The organism is Streptomyces pseudovenezuelae (assembly GCF_029892565.1).
GTDB lineage: Bacteria > Actinomycetota > Actinomycetes > Streptomycetales > Streptomycetaceae > Streptomyces > Streptomyces pseudovenezuelae_A.
Map to the genome: position 1 here is coordinate 77554 of NZ_JARXVH010000029.1, position 16545 is coordinate 94098.

The following is a 16545-nucleotide window of genomic DNA, read 5'->3' on the forward strand; positions in this document are numbered from 1 at the left end:
CCTGGTACAGACGGTACGGTGGACGATGGGGCAGGGTGGTGTGGGGCGGTCAAGTGAGGACATACAGCGGCCGCAATCGTCGCCGTCAAGTTCCCGTCGACCAGGGCTCCCACCCGGCTGACAGCCTGGCCTGCCCCGACTGTCACCCGTACCCCGCCGCCCGGCACGCACCCTCACCACCCTGACATCTGTCAGGGACGCGACGTCCCAGGCACGGTCTACGGTTCGATGTCGGCGGCGGCTGAATCGTGGCTCAGTCAAGATTTCCGGATGCTGTTGGTGATCTTCGCTCGGTGGGGTGAAACTCGTCGTCGTTGTCCCTGTTGATCTCGCTGTGGTGGTCCGCTGAGGAGAGCGGGGCGGATCGAGCGGTCGGAGGGGTGACCGCGATGGCGATGGGTTCGGGCACGGGGCGGGGGATTCCGCCGTTGACGGTGCGGATAGCGAGGGCGAGCAACCCGCGGGGCACCACGGCGATGTGGATGCGGGACCGGCTGGACGAGGTGTTCACGGACGACGACTTCGTCGACTGGTATCCGGCCGACGGGCGGCGGGGCCTGTCGCTGGCCCGGCTGGCCATGGTGTCGGTCCTGCAGTACGCGGAGAACCTGACCGACCGCCAGGCCGCCGAAGCAGTGCGCTGCAGGATGGACTGGAAGTACTGCCTGGGCCTTGCCTTGGATGATCCCGGCTTCGACCACTCCGTCCTCTGCGAGTTCCGCGACCGGATGGCCCAGCATGACCGCGCGGACCGGTTGCTCGCCTTGATGGTCGACCGCTTGGCCGCGGCGGGCCTGGTCAAGCGGCATGGGCGGATGCGCACCGACTCCACTCATGTCCTGGGCGCGGTGCGGAAGTTGAACCGGGTGGAGCTGGTCACTGAGACGCTCCGCGTTGCCCTGGAAGAACTTGCCCGGGTGAACGAGGAGTGGCTGGCGCCGCTGGTCACGGTGGGGTGGGCGGAACGCTACGGACGCCCGGTCCGCTACGACCGGCTGCCCCGGTCCAAGGAGAAACTGGCTGCCCATGTGCTGCAGGTCGGCGAGGACGGCATGAGCCTGCTCCGCGCGGTCCACCAGGAGGATGCTCCGCCCCGGCTGCGGCTGCTGCCGCAGGTCCAGGTGTTGCGGCAGGTGTGGGTCCAGCAGTTCTGGTACGACGCGGCGGGGCAGTTGGGCTGGCGCGGTCCGAAGGACAGCCATGACCGGCTCAGCCGGCGCGATGCCCCGCGCCGTTCCGACGGCCCCGGTGAGGGCAGCCCTGGCATCGGCACCGAACGACGCCGCCCTCGCGCAGCACCCGCACGGTGTCAAGGAATGGGCGCTCGATCCCACCACCGCCAAGCGCCTCTGGACCGTCTCGACCAACCTGCTCCGCGTCTGACCTCAGCTCGGAGCGCCGACCGACTCGCCCTGTGGACTGCGCGGGCCTGGCACCGTGGCCCCGGTGGCCCCGGTGGCCCCGGTGGCCCCGGTGGCCCCGGTGGCCGCGAGGTCCAGGTCGAGACGGCTGTTCATATCCAGTTCGAACCGGCCATATGGGTTCACGTGGGTCCACAGCAGCGGTGACAGCCCTCGCCGGTCCGCCTCGGTAAGCGTGTCCGCCCACTCCGGGTCGGCCAGAACCTGCTGGACGAGCAAGGTATTGGCATGCACGAGACTGCTCTGCAAAAGGTGCAGGGCAAGCATGCGCCCGGTTCACGAACAGGTGGCGCACTCGGCGAAGCGTCGCCTCCGCCTCACATGAGCACCAAGACCTTGAAACCGCCCTGGCGTACCCGAGGTCAATGACCGGCCTCTCGTCCTCCGGCTGGTTCCTGTGCCGCCGACACCCGGCCGCGTATGCCGCCCAGTAGGAGGGCTCCCTGCGTATCGCCCCTGCGCAGGTCGTCTTCCACCACGGAGGCGTTCACCTTCCCGCTGGGCAGGCGAGGCAATTTGGCGACGGCGAGGACTGCATCCGGCATCGACGGTCCCAGGGCTGCCCGCAGCGCGTTGACTAGTTCGCGGTCACCGACGACCGCATCGGTCTCCAGCGCCAGGACGAGATCGCCGTCGATGTCCCGGTCGACCTGCAGGCAGCAGGCCGCCCGTACGCCTGGTTCACTCAGCGCGGCGGCCGTGATCGAGGCGAGGTCCACAGCCACGCCCCGCCGCTTCACCACCGAGTCCAGCCGTCCTTCCACAACCAGCGCCCCCTGCGGGGTCAGTCTCCCTCTGTCCTGGGTCTCGAACGCCGTCACCCCATCTCGCCGTGACAGCGTGGCAGCTGCGTCGGGGTGCAGTTCCGGGTCGAGATACCCCAGTGATCCATCCGGGGTCTCGATGACAGTCCGGAAGGTTTGCCCCGTCTGGGACGTGGCGTCAGGCAGTTGGCGCAGCACCGTGCCGGGCAGCGGGTGCCCCACCGGCCAGAGACCTGCGTCGGGGCCGTCTCCGGTGAACCAGAACTTGGCCAGGGTGGTCTCCGAGGGGCCGTAGAGGTTACCGATCCGCGTGCGCGGCGCCGCCTGCCGCCACTGCCGGACATGCCTGGCGTACAGCGGCTCGCCCGCGAATAGCGACCAGCGCAGCCCCGGTGCGGTGGTCGTGTTGCCCGCCAGCCATCGGGTGCTGAGGCTGGGCACCAGGTGGACGAGGTCAATGTCCTCGGCACGGAGCCAGGCGAGTACGGAACGCGCGTCGGTACGCACACCCGGGCCCGCCACGTGGAGGCGGCCGCCCCGCACCAGGGGAACCAGCATCTCCCTGAGCACCACGTCGAAGGACGGGGATGTGAGCATCGCGGCGCGGAAGCCGGGTTCGAGATCCAGCTCGTCATTCTCCCAGTCCAGGAAGGCGGCCAGTCCCCGGGCATTGCCGATGATGCCCTTCGGTGCGCCCTGGCTTCCCGAGGTGAACGTCACGTAGCCCGCTTCGTCCGGCAGGATCCGCGCGTTCGCCACACCGGTGGAGATCCGGGGCTCGGATGCTTCGTGGATCACGGCGGCCGGCCGGACCGCGGCAAGCAGGTTCTCGGCGCGTTCGCGGGGGAGGTAGCTGTCGAGCAGGAACGGTACCGCCCCGGCCGCGCGCACACCGAGGAAGAGGCCGGGCAGGTCGACGCCACCGCGGGCCCTGATCGCCACGACACTGTTCGGTGCCAGGCGCTCGCCCAACGCGACGCCCGTCCGTTCGACAGTCGACCACAGCTCTTCATAGGTGATGGTCCGGTCGATACCGACGACCGCCGGCTCACTTGCGTGCTTGGAGACCGTGGTCCTCACCTGGTCCAGCACCGGGCACTCCATCAGCGGTACCATTTCCACTCGATTTTCACTTGATTTCTCACTCGATTCGAGACGCAGGGGTCAGATTCCGGACTTTGTCCCAGGACTCACGTTCCTCAGCGGCAGCACGGCCGGCCGCAACACGGCGATGATCAGAGTGACTTGACGGACTGTGTCACCGGCCTTCTCCGGCGTGCCCGGTGAACGTCAGTTCGCTCTCGATTCGGCGGAACTCTTCATGGTCGCGCTCGACCTGGTCGAGATCGCGATGGGCGAGCAGTGCCCAGCCCCGCGTCATGGTGGACATCAGCCCGCCGGTCGGGGACACGACGTCGCCGTCGCGTACGGACAGCTCGGCGTGCCGACAACTGCGCAGCGTCCGTATCCGTTCCAGGGCGGCTGTGTTCGTCACCGTGCCATGGCGGCGGAAGACCAGATAGACGCCGCGTACGCGCCGCTGGAGCCTGTAGTCCCCTCCGTCCGTAGCCCCTTCGGCCAGTCGCTGGACGTATCGGGAGATGCCGCTGCCGCCAGTCGCCAGTTCGGCCGCACCCACCAGGCCGGAGCCGGCGAGTCGCGCTCCGGTCTCCATCAGCAGGGGGCCGTCTTCCGTGAGCATCACCTCGTTGTGGCAGGCGCCGAACCGGATGCCCAGGGCGTTCAGCACCCGTTTCACATAGGGGACGAGTGCCGCGATCTCCGGAGAGTCCTCGGGCAGGAAATCGGTGCTCTCGTAGACCGCGAAGCTGTCGCCGAAGGCGACCTTGTTGTAGCGGCAGACGTTCGTCACGACGTGATGACCCCGGTCGCTGAACGTGTCCACGACATATTCGGTTCCGTGGACCCGTTCCTGGACGAGCACGGTGTCGTTGACAGAGCCCATCACGTTGCGTGTACCCAGCACCTCCCGGACCGTCGCTTCCAGGTCACTGCCTCGACGGGCGAGCCTGAGGCCGTCTGACATGGCGCTCCTGGTCGGCTTGACGACCAGGTCACCTGTCTCCGTCGACAGCCCGTGGGCCGCCACAGTCTGCGCGGATCCGCGCCAGTCGGTAACGGGCATGGACCTGATGACCGGCACCCCGGCGTCCTGGAGTGTGCGCATCATGGCGGCCTTGTCCCGGCGTGCGCGGGAGAGGGCCGGGTCGTTCGCCAGGGTGAGACCGAGTTCGGCGGACAGGGAGTCGGCCAGTTCCACCCCGGTCTCGATACCCGCAATCACCGCCAGAGGACCGAGGTTCCTGACGAAGTCCACGACACGGGAGAAGCCCTTTTCCGCGGATATCACGTCGGTGTGGTCGCCCGCCTCGAAAGTCCGGGTGAGCCGCGGGTCGGGGGGAGGATAACTGAGGACCGCGTAAGTGGTCAGACCGGCCCGTCGCAGAGCCTTTCCCAAGGCCACGCCCGATGAGTAGGGATCCACCAGGACCACAGCACCGCCGGTCCCGGGCCCTGGCGTCACAGGGTTCTGGTCACTCGGCACGGGAGACCCCCCGTACCCCGTCGTACAGTTCGCGGACGTTCGCGGCGGTATAGACGTCGAGGATGTTGATCTGGATTCCCCAGCGTTCGTCCAGTTCGACGGCCAGTCGGGCAACCAGGAGCGAATCCCCGCCGTTGTCCAAAATGCTGACCTCGGGACTCAGGTCAGGCACTTTGAAGATCTGGGCACACAGGTTCACGAATTCGGTAAAAGTTGGTGCGCTCGGCGTTGACATCGTTTTCTCTCCACCTCGATCGGTCGGTCTCACAATGCTGGGACCGCTTCGGAATCGCCCTGGATGTTTGCCAGCTGGTTTCGATCAGCCAGGCAGCCGGCTATGGCGTGGAAGGTCTCCTCCATGCTGAAGAACTCACTGTGAAGCGGACTCGTGACGGTGTGCCGCGCCGGACAGTCCGCCGGGCACGGGTGGTCCTGTGCCAGGACATGCAGTTCCTGTTCGTCAGCCTCCCGTCCCGCCGGATCGCAGGCGGCGGTCTCATGTGCCAGCCAGTCCGCCTGCATGGCGGCCAGTTGGCGGGCCGTCGACCCCAGCCCCAGAGGGGGTCTCGTGTACGACTCGGTCAGCAGCGCCTCCACGACGGGCAAGGAGGCCGCCATGACCTCCCGGACGGTGTCGGCGGCCGGGGTGAGGCCGTCCTTGAGGTCTTCCGGTACCCGGGCCTTGGACAGCATGCCTGCGAGCAGTCGGGAGACCACCTCGGCCGGGGTGTCCTCAGGATTCAGCGCGACGATCCCCGGCCGTCTCGCGGTCTCCTGCCAGCAGTGATCTGCCAAGTGACGGGCGATCGAGGTGGCTCCGCAGTAGGCCACGATCAGTTCGATGTCGTCCTGGTCGAGCGCGTCGTGGCGGAACAGTTCGCGTGCGTACGCGCCGATCTCCGTGGACCGCGGTCGGACCTCGTCGAAAAGGTAGCGAGTACGACGCCCCAGTCGTTCAAGTCTCAGACTGCGGGTCCGGCCCGCCGTACCGACGCCCGGAAACTCCAGGACGATCAGCGTCCCCCGGTCCTTCGTCATGTGCTGCTCCTCGCCCGGTCGTGCCCTCATACGGTGTTTCGTCATGGCTACGGCCTCAGCTCCATCTGTTCATCAGTGCCGGACGGGAGGCGGTCGTCGACGTGATCGCCTCCACTCCCAACGGACGGCTGAGGTCCGCGGTGTGATCCGCCAGGGCGGCGCACGTCCGTTCCGTGCGTGGTGCCGGGGGATCGGGCGTACGCCGCGCGAGGAACCTCAGCGCGGGCCGACACCGCCCGGTCCCTCTGGTCCTGCAGGGCGTCGGCGTCGTCCTGCAGGGCTTCGAGGTCCCTGCCGACGGTCGCTCCCGCGTGGATGTCGGGCAGGAGGTCCTCCATGCGGCGCAGCGGGTGGTACCGCAGTCCCAGAAGCCCCCAGCCGGCGAGGAGCAGACCACCGGTCACCATGAGGAGCCCCATGCCCCGGCCGCTTCCTGTGCCGAGTACCGGGCCCAGCACGTCGACGAGGGCACCGCCCGGCGCCATCAGCGGTTCGAAGACGTGCTCGGTGAGGACCGGCGTCAGCAGGAACCCGACCGGCATCATCGCCATGGCGAGCATCTGGTTGGTTGCGAGCACCCGGCCCTGTAGTTCCAGGCCGACCTTCGCCTGGATGATGGCGAGCCAGTGGGCATTGAGGAGGGTGTTGCACGCCCACCACAGGAACAATCCGATGGCGATGAGTACGGGGGAAGGGCTCAGCCCGATCACGGCCATGGCCAGCCCCACTCCGACGACCAGCCCGACCATGCCGTCTGCGCGTCGCCGGGTGCCGCCCCACAGCGCCATCGTCACACCACCGGCCACGGCTCCCAGGCCGCCCGCCGCGGTCACCAGACCCAGGACGGCCGGGGAGTGGCCGGACAGCACGAGGGGGGCGGTGAGCACGGTGGCCATCGACGTCACGAGGTTGACGACGACGAAGAACACCACCATGACCACCAGCGGCCTGCGCCGGACGATGAACCGCCATCCGCCGAGGATCGCCGCGCGGAACGTCTCACGCCGCTTGCGGAACAGCCGGTCGGGGAAGCGGACCGAGAGCAGAACGCCGATGCCGACGAGCAGAGCGCCGAGGTCGGTCCAGATCAGCCCCCGCAGGCCGATCAGCCCAATCAGGACGCCGCCGGCCAGCGGAGCGACCAGAGTGCTGACGGCGTTCCCCATCTGGGCGAGACCGGCAGCCTGCGCCAGATACGGCTTGGGGACGAGTCGTGACACGGAGGCTAGATAGGCTGGCCGGTGGAAAGCGTTCGCCAGGGAGACGGTCGTCGCGAAGACGGCGATCTCCCACACCTGGAGCCGGCCGGTCAGCACCAGGCCGATCAGCCCGGTCAGGACCACGCCGTAGACGATGTTGCAGTAGAGCATGACGGTGCGCTGCTCGTACCGGTCGGCCACGGCGCCGCCGAGAGGTGAGGCGAACACCGCCGGCAGCACGGCCAGCATGGTGATCAGCGCGTAGTACCCGACCTCTCCCGTGCGTTGGAAGACCCAGATGCCCAGGCCGAAGGTGGTGAGCGCGGAACCCGTGAGGGCGATGACCTGGCTGAGGGCGAGCCGGTAGAAAGCGAGGAGGTCACGGCGCGCCGCCTGCGCGGAGAAGCGAGGACGGCGACCGCCGTGCACCGGCCGGACGGTCTTCTTGTCGCGGCCGGCCGCCGGGATGTCCCCGTCCGTCGTGCCGGCAGCCCGCTGCCAGGACGTGAGCGTGTCGGTCACGATCGTGGCGAGCTCCGCGGCCTGGTGCTTCATGAAGTAGTGGCCCGCGTCGGGGATGACGGCGAGTTCCACCCGGTCGGCGAACTCGTACCACTCCTCGTAGCGCTCGGTGAACAGTTCGGTGGTGCGGTCGCCTTCGCCGATCACGCACAGGAGCGGAGCACGCAGTCGCCGGTGACCGGGGTCGGAGAGCTGAGAGCTGAACCAGTCGATGGCCTCGCGCACGTCGTGCCGCAGGCCGCGCATGATCGCGGTCTCGGTCTCCTCCTCCAGTTGCCCGCCCAGCGCCTGCAGGCCCTCCCGGTAGCGGCGGTTCGATATCCAGCGGTCGCTGGGCAGCCGCCGGCTCATCGCCGTGGCCAGCCGTCCCGGCAGGCGGGCGGCGGGGAACGCGGCTGCCAGCACGACTCCGGTCAGTTCGCGGCCACCGGCCTCCAGTTCGAGGGCGAGCGCCGCCGCGGCCGCCGTGCCCATGCAGTGGCCGTAGACCAGGAGGTCTCCGGTCGTCCGCGCGTCGAGTTCCGCCCTGCATCTGCCGATGAGTTCGGTCAACGCCAGCAGTGGTTCCTCGGGGCGGGCGGGATCATGGCCGGGCAGTTCGACCGCCAGGACCTCCACACCGGGTGCCCACGTGGCCAGTCGCTCGGCGAGGGGCAGGTACGAGGCGGAGGAGCCGCCCGCGTAGGGGAGACAGACCACCGTCAATGCCGGCGTTGCGCCTGCGGGCGGGCCTGCAAGTCGTTGCAGCAGCCGGTCGTCCGCCTCCGTGTGTTCGTCCAGGAACGCGGCGAGTTCACGGACCGTGGGCCGGGCGAACAAGTCGATCACGCGCAGTGCGGGATCGATGGCACGGGCCGCGCGCAGCGCGCTGAAGGAGTCGCCACCGAGGTTGAAGAAGTCCTCGTCGACACCGGGGGCGTTCTCCTCGAGTCCCAGGATCGAGTTCCAGACCCGGGCCACGTGCCGCTCCGTCGGCGTGCCGGGCGCGATCCGTTCCTCGTGCTGTTCGGCGCCGGGCTCGGGCAGTGCCGCTCGGTCGACCTTCCCGTTGGGGGTGAGGGGGATCTCCCTGACCGGCACCAGTGCGGCGGGCACCATGTGTTCGGGCAGTGCTTCGCGCAACGCGCTCCGTGCCGTCCGCAGGTCCAGCGTCTCGCCGCCCTGGGGCACCAGCCAGGCGACCAGCCGGGAGCGGTGGGCCTCCCCGCTGGCAAGCACCACGGCGTCGCGTACGGTCGGCAGTTTCCGGCAGACGGCTGCCACCTCGCCCGGTTCCACCCGGTGGCCGCGGACCTTGATCTGGTCGTCGAGCCTGCCGAGGAACTCGATGAGTCCGTCCGCGCGTACGCGCACCCGGTCGCCGGTGCGGTAGCAGCGGTCCTCGCCGGTGAGGGGGTCGGGGACATAGGCCCGGCCGGTCGCGGCCGGGTCGCCGAGGTAGCCGCGGGCGACGCCGGGGCCGGCGAGGAGGAGTTCACCGGCGACGGTGGGCGGGAGGATCCGTCCGGCGGGGTCCACCACGTAGCAGACCGCGTTGGGGAAGGGTCGGCCGAGCGGGGCCACCGCCCCGCAGCCGGGTGGGACCTGTGCGAGGTCGCAGCCGAGTACGGAAACCGTGGTCTCCGTCGGCCCGTAGTGGTTGTGCAGGACGAGATCGGGGCGTGCCGCCCGGATCCGGTCGGCCAGTGACCAGGGGCAGGCCTCGCCGGCGAGGATCAGTGTCTGGCGGGGCAGCACGGTGGCGAGGTCGCCGTGCGCAGCCAGCAGTTCCAGATGGCTCGGCACCATCTTGACGACGTCGACACGGTGCCGCCGGAGGTAGTCGGCCAGGGCACCGGGGTCCGTGGCCGTCTCCCGCGCCACGAGGTGCAGGGTGCCACCGCTGATCAACGGGCCGAACAGCGAGACGAAGCCCAGGTCGGCCGCTGCTGTCGACAGCAGCGCGAAGGACCTGCCGTGCCCGTCGACGCGCTCCAGAACGGCGTGCAGGTAGTGCACGATGCTGCGGTGCTGAACCGCGACGCCTTTGGGGACTCCGGTGGAGCCCGAGGTGAAGACGACGTACGCGAGGTGTTCGGGCCGCACGTCCGCGACGGGCCGCTCGCGCCGAAGTCCGGGATCCGTGACGAGGTCCTCGACGACGAGCACATGCTCGGCCCGCACGCGGGAGTCCAGAGCGCGTTCGGCGAGGACGATCCTGGCGCCCGCCGTCTGCACGGTCCGGTTCAGACGGTCGTCCGGGTAGGACGGTTCGAGGGTGACGAAGGCGGCTCCGGCCTTGAGCACACCGAGCAGCGCCGCCTGCAGGGCCAGGCCTCGCTCGGACAGGATCGCGACGGGTTCGTCGGCACGGACTCCGAGAGACAGCAGCCGGCGGGCGATCCGGTTGGCCTGTTCCTCCAGTTCCCGGTAGGTGAGCGAACCGTCGGAGGCGACCACCGCGACGGTGTCGGGAACGGCGTCCGCCCAGTCCTCGAAGAGTGCGGCGAGCGGACGCCCGAGGGGGTAGTCGCGTACCGGTCCGCGCACCACCGAGGTCTCCGGGTCGGCGAGGGCGACCGCGCTGAGCACGCGGTCGGGGTCGTTGAGGAGTCCCTGGAGCAGGCGCGTGTACCAGTCGGCGATCCGTTCCGCCGTCGCCGGGTCGAAGAGCGCCGAGCGGTACTCCAGCACTCCCCGGAGCAGGCCGCCCTCCTCCTCGACGAAGCGCAGGGTGAGATCGGTCTTTGCGTAGCCGGTGCCGGCCTCAGCGAGCTCGGCCTCCACGCCCGGAAACCGCGTGCCGACGTCCGGGCGCCTGTAGAGGTTGACCATGGTGTCGAAAAGGCCGTTGGATCCGGGGATCCGCTGCGGGCGCAGCCGTTCCACGACCCGGTCGAACGGCGCGTCGGCGTGATCGAGCGCGTCCAGTGTGTCCGTCCGTACCCGCTCCAGCAGCTCACGTCCCGTGGGGTCGCCGGACAGATTGGTACGGACCACCACGGTGTTGACGAACAGGCCGACAGCGGCCGTGCTGCCCGGGGCTCGCCGGCCTCCTTCCGGGACGCCCACCGCGATGTCGTGGCTGCCCGAGATCCGGGAGAGCAGTGTCTGCCACACGGCGAGGAAGACCACGAACGGGGTGCAGCCGACGCCCTGGGCCAGCGCCCGCACGCGTGCGGGAACGTCCTCCGGCCAGGTCAGTGGGGCCTTCCCGCCCATGTCATCGCCGGTGCCGCGGGGGTGGTCCGTGGGCAGGTCCAGGCCGCTCTCAAGACCCTTCAGCCGCTCCTCCCACCACTGCAGGCGGCGTTCAGCCAGCGGGCCGGTGGCGTCGTCCGGTATGTCGGCGTACTGCGTCGGCGCGGGCGGAGGCGCGGCATGGGCCGTCCTTGCCGCGTACAACGCGGCAAGGTCGTCGATCAGTAGTTCGTTGGAGTGCGCGTCGGTGGCGATGTGGTGCAGCACGAGGAGCAGTGCGTGGTCGTCCGGCGCGAGCGTGAAGCAGGAGACCCGCAGCGGGACCTCCCGGTCCAGGGCGAACGGACGCCGTACCGACTCCCGCACTCTTCGGTCGAATTCGCCGGCGGAATCCGGGTGCGCCGTCAGGTCGACCAGGTCCACCAGGACCTCGCCCGCCGGGCGCAGGACCAGTACCGGGCGCTCCTCGCGCGCGTCGACGACGCCGCGCAGCACGCGGTGCCGGTCGGCGAGATCGACGACGGCGTCAAGCAGCGCCTCGCGGTCCAGCGGGCCGCGCAGCCGCAGCAGTACCGGCACGTTGTAGGCGGGACTCTCCGGGTGCAGCTGGGCCTCGAACCAGAAGCGCCGCTGGACGGACCGGAGGGGGACGGGCGCGTCGCCCGCCGTGGTGGGGCGGGCGACGCGGGTGGTTCTGGCCGCGAGCAGGGCGCGCAGCCGTTCCTCGTTCTGATCGCGGGGGCGGGCGGTGGGGACGCTCATCGGGCACTGTCCTCCTGGTCCAGCGCGGCCAGTGCCCGCTGTTCGACGACCTCGGCCAGGTCGGACAGGACCGGCAGCTCGAAGACGGTGCGGACGGACAGCTCGACGCCGAGCGCCTCCCAGACCTCGCTCGTGAGCCGCATCGCGGCCAACGAGGTCCCGCCGAGGTCGAAGAACGAGTCCGAGGCGGCGACCCGTTCGACGCCGAGCAGGTCGCACCAGGAGCCGGCGAGGAACTCCTCGATCACCGTGGCAGGTTCGCGGTGGGGCCGCGAGGGCGCCGACGGCTCCTCTCCGACCGGCACGGCAGCCGGGGGTTCGGGCACCGCCAGGTCGCCGCACGCGGTGCCGGGAGCGGCCACACCCTCGGTGAGTACGCCGACGAATCCGTCCAGCAGCGTCGTCGCTGTCGTCTCGTCGAACCGTTCGGTGTTGTAGCAGAGCTGTATCTCAGTGCTGAAGGCTGTCTCGTTCACCAGGAAGGTCGCCTCGTTCTGCGCGGCGCCGCCGTCCAGTCCGCCGAGGGAGCGGATCTCCACCTTCTCCCCGGTGGCACGCACGGGCGCTCCCGCGGGGCGCAGGGACAGGACCACGGGTGTCAGCGCCACGCCGTACGGACGGCTCACACCTGCGGCGAGCGCCGCGTCGGCGATCTGTGCTGCAGGCAGGTCGGCGTGGCCGAGCGCGCGGCCGGAGGCCAGCGCGGCCACGGCGGTCAGAGACTGGAAGGTCATGTCCGGGGTGGACCTGATCCGTACCGGGAGCATCGTGAGCAACGGGGCGACGACCCGCTCGAGTGCCGCCAGGTCGCGCCGGGCGGCCGGGACGCCCACCACGACGTCCGGCTGTCCGGTCCACCGGGCGATCACTACGTGGAGTGCCGCGAGGCAGACCGCGGCGGGGCTGGAGCCCGCGCTGTCGCCGAAGACGCGCAGCGCCTTCGCGAGCGCGGGCTCCAGCGGCCGGACCACGCGTGCCCCACGGTGTCCGGGAACTGCCGTGCGCGGTGCCGGTGACAGCGCGTACGGCGGTACGGCGCCTTCGAGTTCGGACTGCCAAAAGGCCCTGTCGGCTCTGGCCGTGACGGCGAACAGCTCCTGTTCGTACCGTGCGACGTCGCCCGGCTGGACCTGCGGTTCCGGCAGGAGGTGTGCGGATCCGTCCAGCGTGGCGGCGAGCTCGTTCACGAAGATGCCGCTTGACCAGCCGTCGAAGGCGAGATGGTCGACGGCGATGGCGAGTTCAGCCCTGTCGGGGCCGGTGCGCAGGAGCGCTGCGCGCATCAAGGGTACGTCGCGGGCAGGGTCGAAGGCCTGCTGTGCCGCCTGCTGGACCACGCTGTCGCGCTCGGCCGCGGACAGCTCTCGCACGTCGTGTTCCGTCAGGGGAACGGGGGCCGCCGGGGCCACCACGCCGTAGGGGCCATCGGCGTTCTCGCGGATCAGGGTGCGGAGTGCCTCGTGGCGGGCGACGAATCCGTCGAGCGCCGCGCGGACCGCGGCCGTGTCGGCGGAACCGTCGATCCCCACCCGGAACGCCTCGGTGGTCACGCCGGGGAACGAACTGACCTGACGCAGTGCCCACAACTGCCGCTGCATGTCGGTGAGCTGTACCGTGCCGTCGCCCTGCATCCGGGACACGGTCGGCCACCGCCGCGTCCCGGCGGTCTCCACCTGGCGGGCGAGGGCCGCCGCCGTGGGTTCCGCGATGAAGTCCGCCAGGCTCACGTCGGCGGTCGTCTCGGTCCTGACCAGGGCGACGACCCGGGCCGCAGCCAGGGAATCACCGCCCAGCAGGTCGAACCTGTCCAGCGGACCGACGGGGTGTCCCAGGACGTCCGACATCAGGGCGGCGATACGCCGTGCCGTCCCGCCGCCCTCCCCACCCGCGGAGGCGATGTGGTCCCGCGCGGGTGCTCCGGCGGTGGCCGGCACCGGGGGCAGAGAGGTCCGGTCGGGTTCTCCGCCTCCGGTGAGCGGCAGCCGGTCGACGGCCGGCAGGGCGGCGGGCTCCAGGTGGTGCGGCAGTACCTCCTTGGGATACCCGCTCAGTTCGGCGGTGGTGACGTCGCCGCCTGTGGCCGCCTCGGCGGGTTCCACGTGGGCGGACAGCGCCGGAGCGCCGTGGCCTCGGGGGCCCGACGGGCCCGCGTCCGGAACATTTCGTAAACCGTGGGTCATGCCGTTTCCTCCGTGTGCTGTTCTCGTACCGTCACCGCTGTCGTCGTCGCGCCGCTCCGGCCCTCCGCGTCGAGCAACGCTGCGGGAGGTCCGGCGGGCGGGTGACTGTCGGGCTCCGCGGAAAGGGCCGGCGCCGCGTCGTGCAGCCCGCCGTAGCTGAGCATCTCGCTGTCCGTCGAGCGCGACGCGGGGGTCTCGGGCTCCCGGCCGGCGTGGGCGGGCACATGCTCGGCCACTTCTTCCCGCGCGGTTGCGCCGCCGCGGCGCGCGGGCACCAACTCGGGTGCGATTTCGTTACCGGACCCGGTCACCGGCCGGTCGGGATGCCGGCGGTTCCGCATCTCGCTGCCGGCGGCATTGGCCGCCGCTCGGGGTGACACCGAAGCATCACGCTCCCGGCGCAGCAGGTCCAGCAGCCGCCTGCCGCCCGCCGCTGCCGAGGAGCCGGTCCGGGGCGTGCGGACGGCCACCTGTTCCTCCGCGCGCTGCCTGAGCAGTGTGCGGTCCTGCTTGCCGCTGGTGGTCATCGGGACCGTGTCGGTGAGCAGGAATCTGCTGGGCACGTAGGCGGCGGGCACCTGGCCGGACAGGTGCTCCCGCAGCTGTGCCCTCAACTGCTGGGCGTCCGCCCGTGGATCGGTGGGGCGTATCCAGGCGACCAGCTGGACGTCCTCGCCGATGCGGGCGGCCACCACGACTGCCTCGGCCACCTGGGGCGGGGTGGTCAAGTGGTGCTCCACCTCATGGGGTTCGATGCGCTGACCACGGATCTTCACCTGGTCGTCGATCCGTCCCAGGTACTCGAGTTCGCCGTGGACCAGCCTGACCCGGTCCCCGGTGCGGTACCAGGTCGGTACCGGGTCGGAGGGCGCAGCCGGCACGAACGCCTGGGCGGTCAGGTCGGGCCGGTTGAGGTAGCCGGTGGCCAGTGGCACACCGCCGATGTAGAGCTCGCCCTCCTCGCCAGCCGGCACCGGCGCTCCGTCGGGATTCATCACGCCGAGTACGCAGTTGTGGACCGGCCGGCCGATGAACACGCGGTCGATGGCGTCGGGGTCACGGGGACAGTCCCAGTACGTCACCTCGATAGCGGCCTCGGTGGGACCGTATAAGTTGTGGAGCCGGGCAGGCAGCGTGGCAGCGAACCGTCGCGCGACGGCGGCAGGCAGGGCCTCTCCGCTGCAGAACACGTCCCTCAGGCTGGTGCAGTGCGCGGCGTCGGACCAGCGCAGGAACTCGTTGAGCATCGACGGCACGAAGTGACAGATCGTGATCCCCGCCGCGACCACGGTGCGCGCGACCTGTACGGGCTCGCGGTGCTCCTCGGGTGCGAGGAAGACGCATCGCGCTCCGCTGACCAGCGGCATCCACAGCTCCCACCCGGACACGTCGAAAGTGACCGGGGTCTTCTGCAGGATCCGGTCGGTGGGTCCGATTCCGTACTCGTCCCGCATCCACAGCAGCCGGTTGCAGAGCGCCTGACTCGGCAGCAGCACGCCCTTGGGGGTGCCCGTGGATCCTGAGGTGAAGAGCACATAGACCGGCTGGACGGCGGCGACGGGCAACAGCGCGTCGAGAAGGGAGACCGGGGTCGTGGGCCGCAGCGATTCGGGGCCGGCGATGGGGGCTGTGGGGCGCAGTGTCTCCACGTCCAGGGCGTGGAGTTCCTGTGCCGCCATGGTCTGATGGGTCGCCGTCGAGGTCAGCGCGATCGAGGTGCCCGCTGTCGAAAGGACACGGCGGAGCCGGTCGGCAGGGTCCGCGGCGTCGACAGGAAGGTAGGGAAGTCCCGCTTTGAGGACGCCGAGCAGCGCTGCGAGCAGCCCCGCACTGCGGGGAACCGCCACCGCGACGGGGTCGCTGGACACGTCGTGTTCACGCAGCCTGCGTGCGACGGCGTCGGACCATAATTCCAGTTCGAGGTAGGTGAGTTCCTGCGTGTCGTCCACGACCGCGATCGCGTCCGGTGTGCGGACGGTGACCGCTCTGATCAGGCCGGGCAGCCCCGCCGGGCAGTGGTACTCCACCGTCCTGCCGGTCAGCTCGTCTGGGAAAGCGACGGGGTGCTCCTGCACGTTCCCAGCTCCTTGGTGCTCGTATCGCCGTTCGAATTCTTGTTGGCGCCCAGTCCCGTCGTGGTCTTCGGGACATCCGCGGCCGCGCGGACAGACTGGGTGTCGATGATCGCCAGGGACGGGTCCTCTACTGACCTTTTCGGGTTGCCTTCGGGTGGTGACGTTGGGTGATCCCTGCGGTATGCCGGTGTTATGCGGTACGCGGATGGTGGGGGTCTGACTGCTGAGCGGCGGGCTGCGCGTGAAGGGATCCGGCTGGAGGCCGGGCAGAGGTTCGAATGAGGTGACAGGACTTCGGACATCGCCAAGGACCTGCGGGTGAGCGAGCGTTCGGTGGAGCAATGGCGCCGGGACTGGCGTGAAGGCGGTATCGAGGGTCTGAGGTCGAAGGGACGAAACTGCCGAAGCTGTCGGACGAACGGTTCGCCCTGCTGGAAAAGGAGCTGGCCAAAGGGCTGGCCGCGCAAGGCTGGGAAGATCAGCGGTGGACCCTGGAACGCCTCGGAACGCTGATCGGCCGCCAGTTCAAGGGCAGTTGCTCGATCACGGGAGTGTGGCGACTTCTGCACCGCCACGGCTGGTCCTGGCATCGCCCGGCCCGTCGCGCGATGGAACGTGACGAACACGAGGTCGGGCTCTGGAAGAAGGACGTGTGGCCGCAGGTGGAAGCACCGCGGCGGCGCTCGGGGCCTACATCGTCTTCGAGGACGAGGCCGGGTTCGCGATGGGTGTGGCTCTTCTGTAGGGAGCTTTGGCCTGCGTGGTTGCTGACCGGGGGGGGGGGGGGGGGGGGCCGGAGACGACTGGTGGACGGGTGCCGGCCTCCGGGTGGGGACCC

The 16545-nt window shown here is 70.0% G+C and carries 8 protein-coding genes and 4 pseudogenes; 3 read left to right on the forward strand and 9 right to left on the reverse strand.

Annotation, left to right across the window (positions count from 1 at the left end; all coding sequences use genetic code 11):
- Nucleotides 1–253 precede the first annotated feature (253 nt).
- Nucleotides 254–580, reverse strand: a complete 327-nt coding sequence (locus tag M2283_RS47200; RefSeq protein ID WP_280882782.1) for a hypothetical protein — start codon at nt 578–580, stop codon at nt 254–256.
- On the opposite strand from M2283_RS47200, the pseudogene M2283_RS47205 reads away from it, so the two are divergent.
- Nucleotides 483–752, forward strand: a pseudogene (locus M2283_RS47205) (transposase); the annotation flags it as partial. The gene M2283_RS47200 and the pseudogene M2283_RS47205 sit on opposite strands and share 98 nt — an antisense overlap.
- A gap of 514 nt (nt 753–1266) precedes the next feature.
- Nucleotides 1267–1383: pseudogene (locus M2283_RS47210) on the forward strand (SDR family NAD(P)-dependent oxidoreductase); the annotation flags it as partial.
- A gap of 2 nt (nt 1384–1385) precedes the next feature.
- Here the strand turns inward: M2283_RS47210 and M2283_RS47215 are convergent.
- From M2283_RS47215 to M2283_RS47250, 8 genes and pseudogenes are all read right to left on the reverse strand, one after another.
- Nucleotides 1386–1688, reverse strand: a pseudogene (locus M2283_RS47215) (Tn3 family transposase); the annotation flags it as partial.
- A gap of 95 nt (nt 1689–1783) precedes the next feature.
- Nucleotides 1784–3277: an AMP-binding protein gene (locus M2283_RS47220; protein WP_280882783.1), complete on the reverse strand. Its 1494-nt coding sequence runs from the start codon at nt 3275–3277 to the stop codon at nt 1784–1786.
- Nucleotides 3278–3443: 166 nt separating this feature from the next.
- Nucleotides 3444–4751 (reverse strand): ATP-grasp domain-containing protein, encoded by a 1308-nt coding sequence (locus M2283_RS47225; RefSeq protein ID WP_348538989.1) that lies wholly within the window; start codon nt 4749–4751, stop codon nt 3444–3446.
- Nucleotides 4741–4986 (reverse strand): acyl carrier protein, encoded by a 246-nt coding sequence (locus M2283_RS47230; protein WP_280882785.1) that lies wholly within the window; start codon nt 4984–4986, stop codon nt 4741–4743. Before M2283_RS47230 ends, M2283_RS47225 begins: the two co-directional genes overlap by 11 nt.
- Before the next feature lie 29 nt (nt 4987–5015).
- Nucleotides 5016–5789 (reverse strand): hypothetical protein, encoded by a 774-nt coding sequence (locus M2283_RS47235; RefSeq protein WP_280882786.1) that lies wholly within the window; start codon nt 5787–5789, stop codon nt 5016–5018.
- A 47-nt stretch (nt 5790–5836) separates the two neighbouring features.
- Entirely contained in the window at nt 5837–11452 is a 5616-nt protein-coding gene (locus M2283_RS47240; protein ID WP_280882787.1) for a non-ribosomal peptide synthetase, read from the reverse strand.
- The gene (locus tag M2283_RS47245) at nt 11449–13632 is read right to left on the reverse strand and encodes a condensation domain-containing protein (protein WP_280882788.1); all 2184 of its coding nucleotides are present in this window, start codon (nt 13630–13632) and stop codon (nt 11449–11451) included. Before M2283_RS47245 ends, M2283_RS47240 begins: the two co-directional genes overlap by 4 nt.
- Entirely contained in the window at nt 13629–15707 is a 2079-nt protein-coding gene (locus M2283_RS47250; RefSeq protein ID WP_280882789.1) for an amino acid adenylation domain-containing protein, read from the reverse strand. The genes M2283_RS47245 and M2283_RS47250 overlap by 4 nt, the downstream gene beginning before the upstream one ends.
- 192 nt (nt 15708–15899) lie before the next feature.
- On the opposite strand from M2283_RS47250, the pseudogene M2283_RS52200 reads away from it, so the two are divergent.
- Nucleotides 15900–16434, forward strand: a pseudogene (locus M2283_RS52200) (winged helix-turn-helix domain-containing protein); the annotation flags it as partial.
- Nucleotides 16435–16545 lie beyond the last annotated feature (111 nt).

What these genes read in the sequence shown, in the direction of transcription:
- M2283_RS47200 (WP_280882782.1), bottom strand. Translation starts at nt 580, where the DNA reads ATGGCCAGCCGGGCCAGCGACAGGCCCCGCCGCCCGTCGGCCGGATAC.
- M2283_RS47230 (WP_280882785.1), bottom strand. Translation starts at nt 4,986, where the DNA reads ATGTCAACGCCGAGCGCACCAACTTTTACCGAATTCGTGAACCTGTGT.
- M2283_RS47235 (WP_280882786.1), bottom strand. Translation starts at nt 5,789, where the DNA reads ATGACGAAGGACCGGGGGACGCTGATCGTCCTGGAGTTTCCGGGCGTC.
- M2283_RS47240 (WP_280882787.1), bottom strand. Translation starts at nt 11,452, where the DNA reads ATGAGCGTCCCCACCGCCCGCCCCCGCGATCAGAACGAGGAACGGCTG.
- M2283_RS47245 (WP_280882788.1), bottom strand. Translation starts at nt 13,632, where the DNA reads ATGACCCACGGTTTACGAAATGTTCCGGACGCGGGCCCGTCGGGCCCC.